Here is a 17,994-nt window from a genome sequence, read left to right on the forward strand (position 1 = left end):
TATTTAGAATAGGACATCATTTATTCCTCCTAAAGGCTGAAATCCATTGTATTTTAACAATTGGCTCTGTTAAACTTGGCTGTTGATTTCCGCTCCAGGCGCTTCGCGTTCCGCGGTTACTATCCGCCTCCTCGGCGCTATGCGCCTGTGGGGTCTCCCTGCCCCGTCCTCCCGCAGGAGTCTTCGCGCCTTCCGCTCCCCAATCAACTTGCTATAAAAATCAACAATAGGCTTTAACAAAGCCTAACTAATAAAACTTTGTTTAAAAATAACATTATGTAAAAAAAGAGCAAAACCATAAATAGCTTTGCTCATCTACATTAGTCTATTAATTCAAATTGTTCATCATCGTCTTTCTCAGTGACAAATTTTTCACCATCTAAACCATAATGTTCACGGATTTTCCCTTGAATTTCGAGGCGAACATCTGGATTTTCCTTCAAGTATAGCTTTGCATTTTCACGGCCTTGACCTAATCTTTCAGAATTATAGGAGTACCATGATCCGCTCTTTTCAACGATATCTAATTCTGCGCCTAGATCAATGATTTCGCCTTCTTTAGAAATCCCTTCACCATACATGATATCTACTTCAGCCGTACGGAAAGGAGGAGCGACTTTATTCTTAACTATTTTTATCTTTGTCTTATTACCTACAATATCATTTCCCTGCTTTAACGCCTCTGCACGACGAACTTCAATACGGACGGTGGAATAGAATTTCAATGCACGTCCACCTGGTGTTGTCTCGGGGTTTCCAAACATAACGCCAATTTTTTCGCGAACTTGGTTAATAAAGATGGCGATGGTCTTCGATTTATTGATGGCTCCAGATAATTTACGTAGGGCTTGCGACATCAAACGAGCCTGTAAGCCCATGTGAGAATCTCCCATTTCGCCTTCAATTTCCGCTTTTGGAACTAATGCTGCTACTGAGTCGACTACAATAATATCAATTGCACCACTTCGTACTAATGCTTCTGCGATTTCAAGCGCTTGTTCACCCGTATCTGGCTGTGATAGCAATAACTCATCAATGTTAACACCTAATTTTTGGGCATACGCTGGGTCAAGGGCATGTTCAGCATCTATAAATGCTGCTTGTCCGCCATTTGCTTGAACTTCAGCAATCGCATGCAAAGCAACCGTGGTTTTACCTGAGCTCTCAGGACCATAAACTTCGATAATACGCCCTCTAGGATATCCACCGACTCCAAGTGCTGCATCAAGTGCTAACGAGCCACTCGGACTCGTTAAAATCCTCGTATCTGTTTTCTCTCCCATTTTCATGACAGAACCTTTACCAAATTGCTTTTCTATTTGCTTTAACGCCATTTCTAAGGCCGCTTTACGATCATTACTCACGAATCTTTTCCTCCCTTATATAAACACAAGCAAATTGCTATAATCTATTAAATTAATTCCTACTAATAATATAACCGCTTTTCGGATATTTGTCGAGTAAAAAAACGAACATTCATTCGTTTATTTTCAAAACAAAATCGTTGTAAAAAAAGGAAAATCCCCCTGACTTTTGTATCATTTTGCATTTTTAGTAGTCCGAAAAGGATAATTTCCTCTATTGTCAGACTTTTTTCTAATCCTAGTTTATTAAGAGAAGCTCAAGCGCCCTATTCAGCGGCGTATGGCCTGGAGCGCTCCAACTGAGATAAAGGAAACACGAAGAGCCGAAGGCGCATTCGTGCTTGACTTATCGTAGGGCGGAGAGCGAAGGACACTAGCCGCTAGGGCGCTGGAGCTGGACAATTTTCAAAGTCGAAATGTTAAACTTTCTTATCTTGTCAAAAAAGCCACAGAACGCTAATTAGCATTCTGTGACTCTTTTAAAATTCGAAGGAGAAAATAGCAGCCAAATTTCACTGCACGGCTCCTGTTCGCTTCCCTTGTTCCGCCAAGTGTGATCTTTTCTACAATTGTCGGCCTTCCATTCATTGCAATCCCTACATAAATTGTACCAACTGGCTTGCCTTCAAGTTCTTCAGGACCAGCAACACCCGTAAAACTAATCCCAATATCGGTTTTAAATACCTTTGAAGCATTTTCGGCCAGCTCTCTAGCACATTGTTCACTTACCGCACCATGTGTTTTAAGCGTTTCTTCCTGTACATGTAATAGCTGTCGTTTCACTTCATTTGAATAACAAACTACACCACCGTAAAACACTGAACTTGCACCCGAAATTGATGTTAACTCTTGCTGGAATAGTCCTCCTGTTAAACTCTCAGCGGCAGTAATAGTTAAGTTTCTTTCTTTTAAAGATTTCATTACTTCTATCAAAAGCGACGTATTATCATAGCCATATAAAAATGCACCAAGACGCTGATTTATCGTCTTTTCTAGTTCATCCAGCATAGCCTGTGCTGCATTTTCGTCCACATGTTTTGCTGTCAGTCGTAAAGTAACCTCCCCATCTCCTGCAAGCGGGGCTATCGTTGGATTGCTTTGCGCATCAATTAAATCAATAATTTCTGTTTCCAGAGCTGCTTCTCCAATTCCAAAAAACCTTAACACCCTTGAGACAATTTTCTCGGTGGACTTGTTTCTTTTAGAAAGAGCCTGGGACCCATACTGGAGAAACATCGGTTCCATTTCCTTTGGCGGGCCAGGCAGCAGCATATACGTATGACCGCCGGATTCTACAACCATGCCCGGCGCCATCCCATGATCATTTGGGAGAATGTGAGATCCTGCTAATACGAGTGCCTGCTTTCGATTATTTTCTGTCATGACACGATTGGTCCGCTTAAAAAAAAGTTCAATCGATGCTAACGCCGTTTCATCGATAACGAGTTCTTTACCAAGCTGACGTGCAATCGTTTCCTTCGTCAAATCATCCTTTGTAGGCCCAAGCCCACCAGAAAATATTATAATCTCTGCACGTTTTTGGGCTATTTCTATTGCAGACTTTAGCCTGTCAGAATTATCACCAACAACTGTATGAAAATAGACATTAATACCAAGCCCAGCTAATTGCTGAGACAGAAATCTCGCATTCGTATTCACAATTTGACCTAGCAATAACTCCGAACCAACTGCAATAATCTCAGCATTCATAGCAATACATCTTCCTTTACAACATAGTAGAATTAAGTTTACTTTGAATTTTTAAGGACATGACTATTTTTTGCAAAATAATCCCAGCCAGACCAGATAGTAAAAATTAAAGCCACCCATAATGACACTATATCAAAACGGAATGGTATCATTGCAAAAATTATATTATGTAATAAAAGCGATGATATCGCGACAATTTGCGCCCATGTTTTAATTTTGCCGAGCATATTAGCCGCAACAACTTCGCCTTCCCCTGCAAGCAAGAGGCGTAAACCTGTTACTGCAAACTCCCTGCTAATAATAATAATAACTAACCATGAAGGTGCATAAACATCATTCAGTTCAACTAAAACGATAAGTGCAGCCGATACGAGTAATTTGTCAGCTAATGGGTCAAGAAATTTCCCCATATTAGTGACAAGGTTATATTTACGGGCATAATGTCCGTCAACCCAGTCAGTTGCAGAGGCTAAAATGAAGATCAATGCACCGACAAAATGGGTAACTGGAAGGACGGTCCCAAGAAGTTGCATGTCGCCCCATTTAAAAGGAGCAAGCATAATAATCAAAAATATTGGAATTAATAATATTCTTGATACCGTTATTCTATTCGGAATATTCATAGTTTTCCTCCGTTTATTTATTAAAAGTGAAAAATAGTCATCTACAGATGACTATTCGTCTTTCAGAACATATTGAATCGTTATGTTCTGAACATTCGCAGTCGCTGGGACTGCATACTCGAGCTTTTGGTCATTCACATAAATTTCAGTGTCAGCAGCATTTCCAACCCTGATCACAGCCATACTTTCTGCTGATAAATCTTCTGTCTGGCTCTCAGTTGTACCTGTTTTTAGTGTTCCTTGAAAAAAGGATTTCCCTTTCCCATTTTTAATACTAACCCAGGTTTGACCTTTAGAAACCAACTTCACAATAAATTTATCTGCATTTTTTAATTCATAGGTTGAATTCCTGCCACTGCTTTGAACTGCTGTAATTTCTTGTTTAGGTGTTTCTTCTACCGTTGTTTGTTCCTCTTCCTGTACTGCATTATCCTTCTGTTCCTCATTTACTTTCTGATTATCTTTATCATCTGCTTTTTCTTTTTCAAGATTCTTCGATGTAACAATTTTAACGGGTTCATTCTGCTTACTAATTGATTCATTTGAATTTCCACTAGCATGATTTGATATAAAGTAATATAAAAGGCTTGCTGCACCAATTACAAAAACACCGATTAATACCTTTGGCAGAATATCAAATATTTTGGAATTACCTTCAGTAATTGTTTTGTGTGTTTTCACTCTAGACAATTGCTGGGGTAAGTCATCATTATAGGTAGCAGGAATTTCGCCTTTATAGGTTTCAAAGATTTCATCAGGATTGAGGCTTAAAGCCTCTGCATACTGTTTAATAAATGCACGCACGTAGAAATTTCCAGGCATGCTCGCATAATTTCCTTCTTCAATACCAATTAAATACCGCTTTTGAATTTTGGTCATGGATTGGACATCATCCAAGCTTAATCCTTTAGCTAATCGGGCTTCTTTTAGTCGATTCCCTAATTCAGTCAACTGTTAACACCTTCCAATTTATTAAAAATCAAAATCACCAAAATCTGATCCGGAGAACATGTTATGCTGATCAACGACTTCATATGTAATCTCTTCTTCCGCGTCATTCCTAAGCTCAATAATATAATCAAAATCATCGAGTGTGTATTCTGAGTTTTGTACAAAGACATCAGGGTGCTCGATTACTTTTACTGACGGTAGACGCATGATTTCTCTGACAAGCTGCCAATGACGTTCATTTGCTCGTTTTGTTGATACTATTCCATCAAGAATAAATAGATTATTTTCGTTGTACTCATCTTCAATTAATTGATTGCGGATTGTTTGTTTTAACAGTGTCGATGAAACAAATAACCAACGTTTATTTGCACAAACACTCGCTGCAACTAATGATTCTGTTTTACCTACCCGTGGCATTCCACGAATACCAATCAGTTTATGTCCCTCCTGCTTAAATAATTCTGCCATAAAATCAACTAATAAGCCAAGTTCATTCCTTACAAAGCGAAAGGTTTTTTTATCATCAGCATCTCTTTGAATATATCGGCCATGTCTAACTGCAAGCCTGTCACGCAGTTTTGGTTCCCTAAGTTTAATTAGTTTTATTGTGTCCATAGTATGTAAAATTGACTCTAGTCGTTTAATTTGATCATCGTCTTTTGCTAAAATGAGCAAACCACGTCTTCCTTCATCCACACCATTAATCGTCACAATATTAATAGAAAGCATACCCAGTAGGGATGAAATGTCACCCAATAGCCCTGGACGGTTCTTTTGAATCTCATATTCTAAATACCATTCTTTTTTCACGATATAAACCTCCTATAAAGAAGTTTCGACACTTTTCTGCATTTCCTCATCTAACCCCTATAATAAATGATTTTGGATGAAGATGAAAGTAAAAACACAGATATTCGTTTCTTTAATGGTGTTTATAGATTTATACATACAAAAAGAGAGGAGAAACCTCCTCTCTTTTAGCGGGCACCATTATTTTGAATCAATTTAACCATGATATTTGCAATAGCTTGTTGTTCTTCTTTATCAGCAACAGACCAAAGATCAGCAAGAATTCTTTCTTGCTCGTTTTTTGGCTCTACTTGGCTTGATAAATAATCCCCAATTTGAAAGGCAAGATTATTAATTGCTCCCTCACTCATACCTTCATTTTGTGCATGGTGAAGACGATCAGCAAGAAAGTCCTCCCACTGTTTCCAGTTATCTAAAACAGACATTGTTTTCCCTCCTTTAAATTAGTACAAGTTTATTTTGCGATGAAGTGAAGGGAACTATACATGAATAACTTGTGAATTTTATGTATACCAGCCACCATTTAACGCAAGGACTTGCCCGGTCATATAGGAAGATTCATCTGAGAGCAAGAAAGCGACACACCTCGCTATTTCTTCTGGCTGACCAAGTCTTCCCATAGGTATCTCATAAGAAATCTGGTCCATCTCTTCTTGTGAAAAACCTTCCATCATTGGTGTCGCGATCGCACCAGGGGCGATCGCATTAACGCGAATGCCATTCAATGCTAATTCTTTACTTAATGCCTTTACGAAGGCAATTTGTGCACCCTTTGCGGTAGAATAGGCCACTTCACAGGCCGCACCTGTTTGACCCCAAATGGATGTAATCACGACAATGTTCCCTTTACCTTTAACAAGTAATTTCGGCAGGAGCTCTTTGGTCAGCATTAATGGATTTAGTACTTGAACATTCATTAATGCCTCTGCTTCAGACTGTAGCAAATCAATAAGAAGTCCATATTGACTGTTTCCACCGCAATGGATGATGGCGTCTAGCGAAAAAACCTCAGAGTAGACTTTCTTATAACCATTAGGGCCGCCAAAGTCTGCTTGGATAGGAATATACTCTCCACCGTATGGCAGCAGTTTTTCGATTAGGTCTCGAATCGATTGTTCATTTTTATTATAATGCAGATACAAATGATAGCCTTTTTCAGCGAGGTTAAGCGCAATGGCTTGTCCTATTCCACCACTTGCCCCAGTGATCAGTGCATATTTCATTTCTTCACTCTCTCTCTCTAATAAAAAACTTTTATACGAAGAAAAAGCGCCGTTTTACGACGCTTTCACTTTTCTATTTTTTCTTTGGAACTACTTGGCAAACTGAAAAGCGTTCTTCCGAGATCACCTCAGATGCTAGTGATTGTATATCATTTAAGGTGATTTTTTCAAGTGTTGGAACAACATCAAAAAGATTCATATCATTAAATGCATAGCGAGTAAATTGATTTGCGATATATTCAGGTGAATTAATCGCTCGTAGAAATGCCCCTATCTTCTTTCTTTTCGCTCTTTCCAATTGTTCTTCATCAAAAATCATTTGGCTTTTAGCCTTCAGAAGCATTTTTTCTAGTGTTTCAGCCAGCTTATCAGGTTCACCTGTATCCCCGCCAATCATCGCAAACCCAAAGCCTTGTTCCTGCGTGTAATCAAAGGAAAAGGTTTCATCAATTAATCCTTCATTATACAACTGATTATAATTTTTTGAGCTTTTTCCAAACAATAGATCCAGTAATACATTCATTGTTAATTCATTTTTAAGCAATTCATCGCCTGTTTGGTCGACATGAAGTGCTTTAATACCTAGTAAGCATTTTGACGTTTGAACATTCATTTCAAGTACTTGTTTCTTTTCAGCTGCTTGTGGGGGTTCTGTTTCAAATTTGCGCTTGATTTCAGGCATATCCTTGTATTCTTTTTTTGCTTGATTTTCTTTCACTTGGTTCATGAAACTGTTGGGGTCCACTGGGCCAACAATAAATAAAAGCATGTTGCTCGGATGATAGAAGGTGTTATAGCATTCATATAGCCAATCTTTTGTAATATGTGAAATAGACTCAATGGTACCTGCTATATCAATCTTAACTGGATGGTTCTGATATAGATTTTGGATTAATCCAAAGTATAAGCGCCAATCTGCATTATCATCATACATTGTGATTTCTTGCCCAATAATCCCTTTTTCTTTTTCAACCGTTTTTTCAGAAAAATAAGGATCCTGAACAAAATCAACGAGTGTTTCAAGGTTCTTTTCAACATCAGAGGTGCTTGAAAATAAATAAGCAGTCCGTGTAAAGGAGGTAAAAGCATTTGCGGATGCCCCTTGACGGCTAAATTGCTGGAATACATCACCGTCTTCCTTTTCAAAAAGCTTATGTTCTAAGAAGTGGGCTATGCCGTCTGGTACTTTAACATACTCCTCTTTGCCTAATGGAACAAATGTATTATCAACAGATCCATATTTCGTCGTAAAGGTAGCAAAGGTTTTATTAAAACCCTTTTTAGGCAAGATATATACATTTAGTCCATTGGCTAGTTTTTCATGATAAAGCTCTTCCTGAAGCTGGTCGAAAGTTATTTTCTCCATCTATTTGCCTGCCTCCGTTCCAGTTAAGAAGTATATGGTATCAATTTCGATTTTTTTTGCAACTTCTACAATTTCTTCTTTCGTAACCTTTTGCATTTCTTGAAGCCATGTATCCAAATTAATATTTGCATCGGCCACGACGTTATGATATAGAATTTCCGTAAGTCCTCTTGATGTGTCTATCGTCTCAAGAATTTGATTTTGAATCACTGCCTTGGTTTGTACGAGCTCTTGGTCTGTGAAATCACCATTTTTCATTGCCTCTAATTGATCATGGATAATGCCAACTGCCTGGTCATAATTCTTTAAATCAATGCCTGACATAACCATCATCAAGCCTTTGTGACTTTCAAGACGGCTCGCTGCATAATATGCAAGGCTTGCTTTTTCCCGCACATTAATAAATAATTTGGAATGCGAGAACCCCCCAAAAATGCCGTTAAACACCTGCAAGGCAAAATAATCTGGGTCCCCATAGACGATATTTGTCCGATAACCAATATTTAATTTACCTTGTTTTACATCTTGTTCTTCTTTTATTTCCTGTACCTGACTATTTCTGTTTATTTCCTGTGGTACTACCTTTTTCGGTTTTCTGTCCTCAAAATGTAAAAGCTCAGCAGCATAATTCTTTACCTCTTCTTCATTTACATCCCCGATGATATATAAATCCATTTCATCATTAATAAAAGCGTTTTTATAATATTCATATAGATTCTCAGCTGTAATGGCATCGACATCTGCTGCATCTCCATTTACCTCTAAGGCATAAGGTTCGCCTTTACACATTTCTTGTATTAGTCGGACATTCGAGTAGCGCATTTTATCGTCAAAAACTGATTGGATCCTTTGTTTTTGTGTCCGCTTCTCCTTTTCTACAGTATCATGGTCAAATGCATTTCCCTTAATATTTGGATTGGTTAATATTTCGGCTAACAATTCGAACCCTTTTTTTAATAATGGGCTTGGATCACTTAAGAATTTTTCATTGGCAATTTCGATAGAGAAACTCATTATATGGTTTTCACCTTTTTTCGAGAGGTCAACAAAAAAGGTGGCACCATATAATTCATCGAGATACGAACGAAGTGCCGTGGTTGTAAGGTACTTTTTAGTGCTACTTTGCAATACTTGAGGGAGAAGAGCGCGTTTGGTCACATCCTCCTTAGTTAATGGTGCTTTCATCTTCCAAATCAATGTATTGGTTTTATATTTTTCTGTTGGTATAAAGTGTAAATTATACCCCTTAAGTGGTGTTATTTTTTCTGTAGCAGTGGCCATTTACATTCCTCCTTAACTATTCAAAGGTCATACTTAACAATATGTAAACATTTTTCTTTATATCTTTTCCTTTGAAATAAAACCTATACTTATTACTATAATTTGACATGCTTGGTCATTACAAGCAAATACTCTTTGTTTCAAAAAAAAGAACCTCTGAAATAAAATCAGGGGTTCTTTTTTCAACCTATTATCGATTACCTTTGATGTAGTGGGTTCCACTAGCTTTTGGTGCATCGGCACGACCGATGAATCCAGTTAAAGCTAATATTGTTAACACATATGGAGCAATTAACAAGTATACATTTGGAATTTCCTTTAAGAAAGGTAAACTTGATCCAATGATACTGATACTTTGCGCGAACCCGAAGAAGATTGCAGCACCTAATGCACCAAGTGGATGCCATTTACCGAAAATCATTGCGGCTAACGCCATGAAACCTTGACCACTGATTGTCGAGTGGCTGAAGTTAGACGTAATGGATTGTGCATAAACTCCACCACCGAGACCACCAAGAGCTCCAGAAAGGATGACACCCAAATAACGCATTTTGGTGACATTTATACCCATAGTGTCTGCCGCCATCGGATGTTCACCGACTGAGCGGAGGCGGAGACCAAATGGTGTTTTGGTAACGATAAACCACACTAAAATGGCAACCAAAATTGCTAAAAACGATGTCCAATACGTATTTTGGAAGAAGATTTTACCGATAACAGGAATATCCTTTAAAACAGGAATATCAATTTTGCTAAACCCCTTACTGATAATTCCAGTTTCACCTTTATCATAAATGAGTTTTACAAGAAAAAGGGTAAGTCCTGTTGCGAGTAAGTTAATCGCCACACCGGAAACCGTATGGTCCGCCCGGAAGGTAATTGCCGCAACCGCGTGTAATAAGGAAAAGATTGCTCCTGCAGCCATTGCTATTAATAATGCTATCCAAGGTGTAGCACTGCCAAATGTATCAAATGTAGTTAAGTTAAACACGATCGCCGAAAATGCCCCAATTACCATTAAACCTTCAAGTCCAATATTAACTACCCCAGAACGCTCCGAGAAAATACCGCCTAATGCAGTGAAGACAAGAGGAGCAGCCCATAATAAAGTGGATGGAATAAGAATGATTAAAATATCCATTAAACTCAACTTACTTCCCCTCCTTCTTACTGAATCGGTCAAGAAAAACTCTTATTATATAGCTTGATGCAACAAAGAATACGATTAACGCAATAATGATATCAACTAATTCATTTGGTACTCCAGCTTCAAGCGGCATGTTTAGTGCTCCTACTTTTAGAACACCAAATAGTATCGCTGAGAAAAATACACCTAGAGCAGTATTACCACCTAGTAATGCCACAGCAATTCCGTCGAAACCAACGCCTGAGAATCCACCCTTAACAGCGGCATATTCGAATGTTCCTAGTCCTTCCATAGCACCAGCTAAGCCAGCAAAGGCTCCGGAAATAACCATTGAAAGGATAATATTTCTATTCACGTTCATGCCCGCATATTGTGCGGCATGTTGATTAAAACCTACTGACCTTAATTCAAACCCTCTTGTTGTTCTTTCTAATAAAAACCACATTATAAAGCAAGATATAATAGCAAGAATAATACCCCAGTGAAGTCTAGAATAGTCAGTTAGACTTTCTAACCAGCCAGATCGTAACGTTGCCGATTTATGAATAGGACCCGAATTGTCCCCATGATTTGTGATTACATTACGAATAAGATAATTCGATACATGTAAGGCTACATAGTTCATCATAATGGTTACAATTACTTCATGCACACGAAAACGTGCTTTTAATAGACCAGGAATAAATGCCCAAAGCGCACCTGCAACTATGGACGCTAAGATAGCAAGTGGTAAATGAATAATACGAGGCAGGTCAAAAGCTACCCCTACCCAAACCGCTGCAAGCCAGCCTACTAAGAATTGCCCCTCAACCCCGATATTAAATAAGCCCACTCGGAAAGCAAAAGCAACAGCTAATCCGGCTAAGATATATGGGGTAAACTGTCTTACTACTTCCCCGATATAATAGATATCTCCAAATGCGCCATTCCATAGTGCCGTAAAGGCCGCAATTGGATTGTACCCACTAAATAACATGATAATTGTTCCAACAATGATGCCTAATAAAACAGCAATAATTGGTGTTAAAATACTTTTAAACCGTTTAGACATGGTTTTGTTCACCCGCTTCCTTTCTATTCGATCCAGCCATCAACAATCCAAGTTCCTGCTCAGTCGTTTCCTTTGGATTAACAACAGCCACGATTTTCCCCTCATAAATAACCGCAATACGGTCACTAACATTCATAATTTCATCCAATTCAAAGGATACTAGCAAGACACCTTTCCCATTATCGCGCTGCTCGATTAAGCGCTTATGAATGAATTCAATTGCCCCAACATCCAAACCCCGAGTTGGCTGTGCCGCAATGAGTAGGTCAGGGTTACGGTCTATTTCACGTCCAATAATCGCCTTTTGTTGATTACCACCAGAAAGGGCACGTGCCAATGTGTATTCACTTGGTGTACGAACATCAAACTCACTTATTAGCGATTTAGCCTTTTTATAGATTTCACTAAAGTTTAAGATTCCGTTCTTTGAGAATGGCTTTTTATTATACGTTTGTAAAACCATGTTCTCTCCAATTGGGAAATTCAATACTAACCCGTGTTTGTGGCGATCCTGAGGAATATGACCTACGCCAGATTCAGTAATTTGCCTTGGAGTATGATTGATCAATTCTTTGCCATTTAATTTTACACTGCCAGTTTCAGCTTTTCGTAATCCTGTAATTGCTTCAATAAATTCAGATTGTCCATTTCCATCAACTCCAGCGATTCCGACAATCTCCCCAGCACGGATAGAAAGATTAAGACCATTAACAACCATAACACCACGAGGGTCTTTAACAACCAAATCCTTGATTTCAAGTACTTCTTGTTTTGGGGTTGCTTCCTTTTTATCCGTTTTAAAGACAACCTCACGTCCAACCATTAGGCTCGCAAGTTCATTAGGGTTTGTTTCGCTTACGGTTACAGTTCCAATCCCCTTACCTTTACGAATAACGGTACAACGGTCTGAAACTTCCATAATCTCTTTAAGTTTATGGGTAATGAGAATAATAGATTTGCCTTCTTTAATAAGCGTTTTCATAATTTGGATTAATTCTTTAATCTCTTGTGGTGTTAATACGGCTGTAGGTTCATCAAAAATAAGAATTTCTGCTCCACGATAGAGTGTTTTTAAGATTTCAACCCGTTGCTGCATCCCCACCGAAATATCGGATATTTTCGCTTGCGGGTCAACCGCTAGACCATAGCGCTCTGAAATTTCACGAACTTGTTGTTCTGCCTTTTTAAGATCAATTCGACCAGCTGAGGTTATTTCTCTACCAAGGATAATATTTTCAGTGACAGTGAAGGTATCAACCAACATAAAGTGCTGATGGACCATTCCAATTCCAAGATCATTAGCGATATTAGGGTTTGCAATGTTAACCGGTTTCCCTTTCACACGGATTTCACCTTGTTCTGGCTGATATAAACCAAAGAGAACATTCATCAAGGTTGATTTTCCTGCACCATTTTCTCCAAGCAAGGCATGGATTTCACCCTTTTTTAATTGAAGGGTTATGTTATCATTCGCAACGAAGCCATTAAACTCTTTACGGATGTTTAGCATTTCAATTACATATTCCATCTTTTCTCACTCCCTGTGATAAGGTAAAAGGAAAAATTGACCAACAGTAGTAAGAGGTCAGACCTTTCCGAATTTTAAAAAAACAGGGAATTCCTCCCCACTAAAATCTTAAATGAAGTGTAGAATATTTATTCTACACTTCAGTTAGGATTCCTTAGAAAGGAATAAGCGAGCACTTTTTAAATCCCGCTTATTCCTCATAAAAATTATTTTACACTAAAAGTCTTTAATTCAGCACGAGTTCCTGGAACCTTTACTGCACCTGATTTAATCTTTTCAACCCATTCTTTTACTGCAGCTTCAATCGCATCTTTTTTATCAGCTTTTGCGTTGATTGGCGCTACGCCCACTCCATCTTCAGCTAAACCGTATAATGCAACTTCTCCACCAGGGAAATTGCCATCCATTGCTTTTTTAGATAAATCCTGTACCGCTACGTCAACACGTTTTAGTGCAGATGTAAGAACAATATCTGGACCCATGTCGTTTTGGTCACGGTCTACACCGATAGCCCAAATTTCTTTACTAGGATCTTTTGCTTTTCTGTCAGTTGCTTCTTTGAATAGACCGTTCCCAGTACCACCAGCAGCATGGAACACTACGTCCGCACCTGAAGAATACATTTTAGATGAGATATTTTGACCTAATTCTGCTTTATCAAATGCACCTGCATACTGAACATCCACTTTCACTTCAGGTTTTGCAGCTTTAACGCCTGCTAAGAAGCCAGCTTCGAAACGTTCGATAACTGGGATTTCCATCCCACCGATGAATCCAATATGGTTAGATTTTGTTTGAAGTGCAGCTGCTACACCAGCAAGGAATGCTGCTTCTTGCTCTTTGAAAAGAACACTTGCAACGTTTGGTTGTTTAACTTCAGCATCAATAATTGCAAAGTTTGAATCTTTTTGTTGCTTCGCAATTTCTTCTACTGCAGCTTGCATTAAGAAACCAATTCCGTAAACTAAATCAAAATCTTGACGAGCAAGAGTATTTAAGTTAGTTGAATAATCAGCATCAGATTTTGATTGAAGGTAATCATATCCACCTTTACCTTTTGTTAAGCCATTGTCTTTACCGAATTTTTGAAGACCTTCCCATGCAGATTGGTTGAATGATTTGTCATCAACACCACCAACATCAGTTACCATTGCTACAGAGAATTTATTTGCCTTTTCTCCACCTGTAGCTGGTTCTTTACTTGTATCATCACTTTTTCCACATGCCCCCAAAAGTGTACCAGCAGCTAGAACTAGTGATAAAGCCATTCCAATTTTACGCTTCTTCATGGTATTGACCCCCTATGAATATGGTTTGATTTAGTAAAAATGTTTTTATAGCAAGACTGGTTGCGTTTTCAAAAAGGATAAAAAATTAAATTCTTTTCCTTAAAACATGAAAACTAAACTTGTCCGCTTTAAAATAGTTTACCGAAAACAGGATTGGTTCATCCATTTCATCGAAATGCATTTGTTTTAAAACTAACAAAGCAGTTTCTGGTTCGCATTCTAGAATTGGGGAAATTTTTTCATGATAGCCAATTGGCTCGATTTGAGCAACCGCGTATGTAATCCTTCGGTTTGCCTTATCTTCCAAAATACTGAAGAGTGATTCTTCTGTATGGGAAAATGTTTCTGGCAATATGCGTTCTGGTACCTTGTCGACACAGTAGACGACCGGTTCTCCATTTGCGGTTCTTACCCTCTCCATCACGAAAATCTCCTCACTTGTAGAACAAGAGAAACGACGAACATCCTCTTCGGTCGAACCTTGCGTTGATGAGCTAAGGAAAATTGTTCCTGGTATCATTCCAGCTTGCTCTATCATGGCAGTGACACTATTAAGTTGTTCAATCCCTGAAGTAAACAATGGCTTAACATTAACAAAAGTTCCAACACCGTGGCGTCTTATGATAACGTTTTCTTCTTCAAGTATTCGCAATGCTTCTCGAAGGGTGGCCCTGCTTACACCAAGTTGTTTAGCAAGATCAAACTCAGAAGGTAATTTTTCTTTTTCTTTATATACCCCATCAGCGATATCTTGTTTTAACCGATCGATTACTTGTAAGTATAAATGCCGGTTATCTGATTTTATAGACATGCTGTTTCCTCCAGCCTTATTCCTTAGACATCAGACATCTGATATCATTTCTACTAATCGAAATTATATTAACACTTTTTTGGGGATAAATAAATAGCTATTAAAAAATTTGTCGAAAAAGGCTAAAAGGTAATGTCACAAATATTACTAGGAATTTTCGCCCATTTTCTATTTAGAATCCCGGGGGGTATATGTAGGTATTATATTTATTATGACGAGACTTTAGTATCAAGTTCTACATTGTTGTAACCTCCTACTATTTTAGTATTTTATTTGACTCATTATTCATGGTATAAAAAAGCCTTTATTATGAGTTGTATACTTCAACATAATAAAGGCTGTGTTATAGATGTTAATTAACCTGTTCCGGACTTTCGATAATACTTTTAAATGATAACTTCTTATTCAATTATGAACTTTGTTCTTCTTTATCTTTAGGTTTTGGCTGTAAAACAGAACGTGGCTTACTGCCCTCATATGGACCAACGATACCGCGTGCTTCCATTTCATCAATTAACCTTGCAGCTCTTGTGTAGCCAATACGGAACCGTCTTTGTAACATAGAAACAGATGCTGTTTGCATTTCAATAATTAACTCAACTGCATCATTATATATATCATCATCGACCGCACCTGTTACTTCAGGAATGTCATCAGGAATCATCTCATCTTGGTATTGTGCTTTCTGTTGGGAAATAACAAATTCAACCGTGCCCTCGACTTCTTGGTCTGACAGAAACGCACCTTGAACACGAACTGGTTTGGATTCTCCAACCGGAAGGAACAACATATCCCCTCTTCCCAAAAGTTTTTCCGCACCACCCATATCTAAAATTGTCCTTGAATCGGTTGCACTTGACACTGCAAAGGCAATTCTGGAAGGAATATTCGCCTTTATTACCCCAGTAATTACATCTACCGATGGCCGCTGCGTGGCAATGATTAAGTGAATTCCCGCTGCTCTCGCCATTTGAGCAAGGCGGGTAATCGAATCTTCTACATCCGACGAGGCAACCATCATTAAATCTGCCAACTCATCAACAATTACCACAATAAAGGGCAGTAGTGGCTGTTTATCATTTTCCTCTAAATTATGCTTTCTTACGTGGTCATTATAGCCCTCAATATTACGTGTACCCGTGTAGGAAAACAATTCGTACCGTCTTTCCATTTCATTTACCACTTTTTTCAAAGCTTGTGATGCTTTTTTTGCATCCGTTACAACAGGTGCTAACAAATGAGGAATTCCATTATAAACATTGAGTTCAACCATTTTCGGGTCAATCATCATTAGTTTCACTTCATGGGGCTTTGCTCGCATTAAAATACTCGTGATAATGCCATTTATACAAACACTTTTTCCGCTACCGGTTGCACCTGCAACAAGTAAATGGGGCATTTTATTTAATTCAGCTAAAACAGCTTCACCTGTAATGTCCCGGCCTAAGCCAATTAAAAGCTTGGAGTCAGGCTTGTCATTTTGTGTTGCTTCTAATACCTCGCGAAGCGAAACTACAGCAACCTCAGAGTTAGGAACTTCAATACCAATTGCGGATTTACCAGGAATTGGCGCTTCAATTCTTATCCCCTTAGCAGCTAGTGCTAAGGCTAAGTCATCACTTAAACTGACAATTTTACTTACCTTTACACCTACGTCAGGATGAACTTCATATTTTGTTACAGCTGGTCCTAAATGGACCTGTGTTACTCGCGCTTTCACGCCAAAGCTTTGAAATGTCCTCTCTAGCTTTGCCGCATTTGCATGAATTTGTTCATATTCTCCACTCTGATCTGTTTTCTTTGGCAAATTGAGCAATCGAAGTGGTGGCAGCTCATAGGCAATATTCTCTACTTCCGTAAAGGTGATTGGCGGGATACTGTCCTCATTCTCTTCAGAAGTTCCTTTTCCATCCTTTGTTTCTTCTCGGTGATTCTTATCCTTGGCATCTTCTTCCACATATGCCTTATCGGCAAAACTTGATATAATTGGCTCAGATGTTCTAATTTCCTCTTGGAGTGGTTGAGTTTCTGCATTTAAGACAGGCTGATTTTGTTCACGATTTTCCTGCTCTTTTCTTTTTTGTGTGATTCTTTCTGCTTTTCGCTCTCGTTGTTTTTGTTTCCAATCTGTCATATCCGTTTTAAAGGCATCCCATTGACTTTTTGAAAAATCAACCATCACAATCATGATTTTCCCGATGAAATCTCCAAATGATTTACCGGTAAGTAAGATAATTCCAATTAAAATGAAAATAAATGCAATAATTTTAGTACCTGTTTCAGCGAATAAATAATGGAATAAGGCAAATAAAACTGCCCCAAGCATTCCCCCGCCAAGATCGGTGGTGCTTGTTTCACCTCTAAGTTCCATCATAAACAATTCCCAGGTATTACTGATAACACTTGGATCTTTAAATTTCCCATCATTTGTTAGCAAATGAAAAAGGGTGACATGGCTTAAAAGCAGAATAGCAGAAGTAATAAAATAACTTCCAACTAATTTAATATGGAAGAAAAAAGGAATAGTCCGTTTCCACATCAAATAAACGCTTAACACAACAAGCCCAATTAAACTGAGCATATACCATTCTCCCATCCAAAAACGGAAAAAGATAACGGTTGCCTTCCCAACTGCACCAAGCTTAGCTATTGATATGATCGCAATAGCTAAAAGAGCCAGTGCGGATAATTCAAATTGAACGGTCTTTTTCAAATGGTTATCTCTCTTTTTTGGTTGTCTTCTTTTTTTCTTTGCCATCTAATCACCTTGTTGTTTCATTATGGTATATTTAATCCTTTAGTAAAAGGAGTTAAAAGGAAGAAAGCAGCCATTCAGGCTG

The 17,994-nt window shown here is 38.4% G+C and carries 15 protein-coding genes; all 15 read right to left on the reverse strand.

The genetic code is table 11. The features are described 5' to 3' along the window. Positions 1 to 320 precede the first annotated feature (320 nt). Positions 321 to 1,364 (reverse strand): recombinase RecA, encoded by a 1,044-nt coding sequence (gene recA, locus COE25_RS13295; RefSeq protein ID WP_088086422.1) that lies wholly within the window; start codon positions 1,362 to 1,364, stop codon positions 321 to 323. A gap of 456 nt (positions 1,365 to 1,820) precedes the next feature. Beyond that, positions 1,821 to 3,074 (reverse strand): competence/damage-inducible protein A, encoded by a 1,254-nt coding sequence (locus COE25_RS13300; protein WP_098932988.1) that lies wholly within the window; start codon positions 3,072 to 3,074, stop codon positions 1,821 to 1,823. 38 nt (positions 3,075 to 3,112) lie between these two features. Continuing rightward, positions 3,113 to 3,697, reverse strand: coding sequence for a CDP-diacylglycerol--glycerol-3-phosphate 3-phosphatidyltransferase (gene pgsA / locus COE25_RS13305; protein ID WP_088086420.1), 585 nt, complete (start codon positions 3,695 to 3,697; stop codon positions 3,113 to 3,115). Between the two features lie 51 nt (positions 3,698 to 3,748). Next, a complete protein-coding gene (locus tag COE25_RS13310; protein ID WP_098932989.1) occupies positions 3,749 to 4,648 on the reverse strand; it encodes a helix-turn-helix domain-containing protein in 900 nt (299 codons plus the stop codon). A gap of 21 nt (positions 4,649 to 4,669) precedes the next feature. Continuing rightward, positions 4,670 to 5,461 carry a DUF3388 domain-containing protein gene (locus tag COE25_RS13315; RefSeq protein ID WP_088086418.1) on the reverse strand — a complete coding sequence of 264 codons (792 nt, stop codon included), beginning with the start codon at positions 5,459 to 5,461 and terminating at the stop codon, positions 4,670 to 4,672. 164 nt (positions 5,462 to 5,625) lie between these two features. Further along, positions 5,626 to 5,883 carry a DUF3243 domain-containing protein gene (locus COE25_RS13320; protein ID WP_098932990.1) on the reverse strand — a complete coding sequence of 86 codons (258 nt, stop codon included), beginning with the start codon at positions 5,881 to 5,883 and terminating at the stop codon, positions 5,626 to 5,628. 78 nt (positions 5,884 to 5,961) lie between these two features. Further along, positions 5,962 to 6,681 (reverse strand): elongation factor P 5-aminopentanone reductase, encoded by a 720-nt coding sequence (ymfI, locus tag COE25_RS13325; protein WP_098932991.1) that lies wholly within the window; start codon positions 6,679 to 6,681, stop codon positions 5,962 to 5,964. A 73-nt stretch (positions 6,682 to 6,754) separates the two neighbouring features. Continuing rightward, positions 6,755 to 8,047 carry an EF-P 5-aminopentanol modification-associated protein YfmH gene (yfmH, locus tag COE25_RS13330; RefSeq protein WP_098932992.1) on the reverse strand — a complete coding sequence of 431 codons (1,293 nt, stop codon included), beginning with the start codon at positions 8,045 to 8,047 and terminating at the stop codon, positions 6,755 to 6,757. After that, entirely contained in the window at positions 8,048 to 9,328 is a 1,281-nt protein-coding gene (gene yfmF, locus COE25_RS13335; protein WP_098932993.1) for an EF-P 5-aminopentanol modification-associated protein YfmF, read from the reverse strand. 190 nt (positions 9,329 to 9,518) lie between these two features. Continuing rightward, positions 9,519 to 10,478: an ABC transporter permease gene (locus COE25_RS13340; protein WP_088086413.1), complete on the reverse strand. Its 960-nt coding sequence runs from the start codon at positions 10,476 to 10,478 to the stop codon at positions 9,519 to 9,521. A 1-nt stretch (position 10,479) separates the two neighbouring features. Then, a complete protein-coding gene (locus COE25_RS13345) occupies positions 10,480 to 11,526 on the reverse strand; it encodes an ABC transporter permease (protein WP_088086412.1) in 1,047 nt (348 codons plus the stop codon). Then, positions 11,519 to 13,054, reverse strand: a complete 1,536-nt coding sequence (locus COE25_RS13350; RefSeq protein ID WP_098932994.1) for an ABC transporter ATP-binding protein — start codon at positions 13,052 to 13,054, stop codon at positions 11,519 to 11,521. Before COE25_RS13350 ends, COE25_RS13345 begins: the two co-directional genes overlap by 8 nt. A 206-nt stretch (positions 13,055 to 13,260) precedes the next feature. Then, the gene (locus COE25_RS13355; protein ID WP_098932995.1) at positions 13,261 to 14,343 is read right to left on the reverse strand and encodes a BMP family lipoprotein; all 1,083 of its coding nucleotides are present in this window, start codon (positions 14,341 to 14,343) and stop codon (positions 13,261 to 13,263) included. A gap of 85 nt (positions 14,344 to 14,428) precedes the next feature. Further along, positions 14,429 to 15,154 carry a GntR family transcriptional regulator gene (locus COE25_RS13360; RefSeq protein WP_088086409.1) on the reverse strand — a complete coding sequence of 242 codons (726 nt, stop codon included), beginning with the start codon at positions 15,152 to 15,154 and terminating at the stop codon, positions 14,429 to 14,431. A gap of 409 nt (positions 15,155 to 15,563) precedes the next feature. Further along, positions 15,564 to 17,912: a DNA translocase FtsK gene (locus COE25_RS13365; RefSeq protein ID WP_098932996.1), complete on the reverse strand. Its 2,349-nt coding sequence runs from the start codon at positions 17,910 to 17,912 to the stop codon at positions 15,564 to 15,566. Between the last annotated feature and the right edge of the window lie 82 nt (positions 17,913 to 17,994).

The organism is Bacillus sp. AFS031507 (assembly GCF_002584635.1).
Lineage (GTDB): Bacteria > Bacillota > Bacilli > Bacillales > Cytobacillaceae > Neobacillus.

Coding starts and splice junctions, on each gene's coding strand:
- COE25_RS13300 (WP_098932988.1), bottom strand. CDS start 3,074: ATGAATGCTGAGATTATTGCAGTTGGTTCGGAGTTATTGCTAGGTCAA.
- pgsA (WP_088086420.1), bottom strand. CDS start 3,697: ATGAATATTCCGAATAGAATAACGGTATCAAGAATATTATTAATTCCA.
- COE25_RS13320 (WP_098932990.1), bottom strand. CDS start 5,883: ATGTCTGTTTTAGATAACTGGAAACAGTGGGAGGACTTTCTTGCTGAT.
- ymfI (WP_098932991.1), bottom strand. CDS start 6,681: ATGAAATATGCACTGATCACTGGGGCAAGTGGTGGAATAGGACAAGCC.
- yfmH (WP_098932992.1), bottom strand. CDS start 8,047: ATGGAGAAAATAACTTTCGACCAGCTTCAGGAAGAGCTTTATCATGAA.
- yfmF (WP_098932993.1), bottom strand. CDS start 9,328: ATGGCCACTGCTACAGAAAAAATAACACCACTTAAGGGGTATAATTTA.
- COE25_RS13345 (WP_088086412.1), bottom strand. CDS start 11,526: ATGTCTAAACGGTTTAAAAGTATTTTAACACCAATTATTGCTGTTTTA.
- COE25_RS13350 (WP_098932994.1), bottom strand. CDS start 13,054: ATGGAATATGTAATTGAAATGCTAAACATCCGTAAAGAGTTTAATGGC.
- COE25_RS13355 (WP_098932995.1), bottom strand. CDS start 14,343: ATGAAGAAGCGTAAAATTGGAATGGCTTTATCACTAGTTCTAGCTGCT.
- COE25_RS13360 (WP_088086409.1), bottom strand. CDS start 15,154: ATGTCTATAAAATCAGATAACCGGCATTTATACTTACAAGTAATCGAT.
- COE25_RS13365 (WP_098932996.1), bottom strand. CDS start 17,912: ATGGCAAAGAAAAAAAGAAGACAACCAAAAAAGAGAGATAACCATTTG.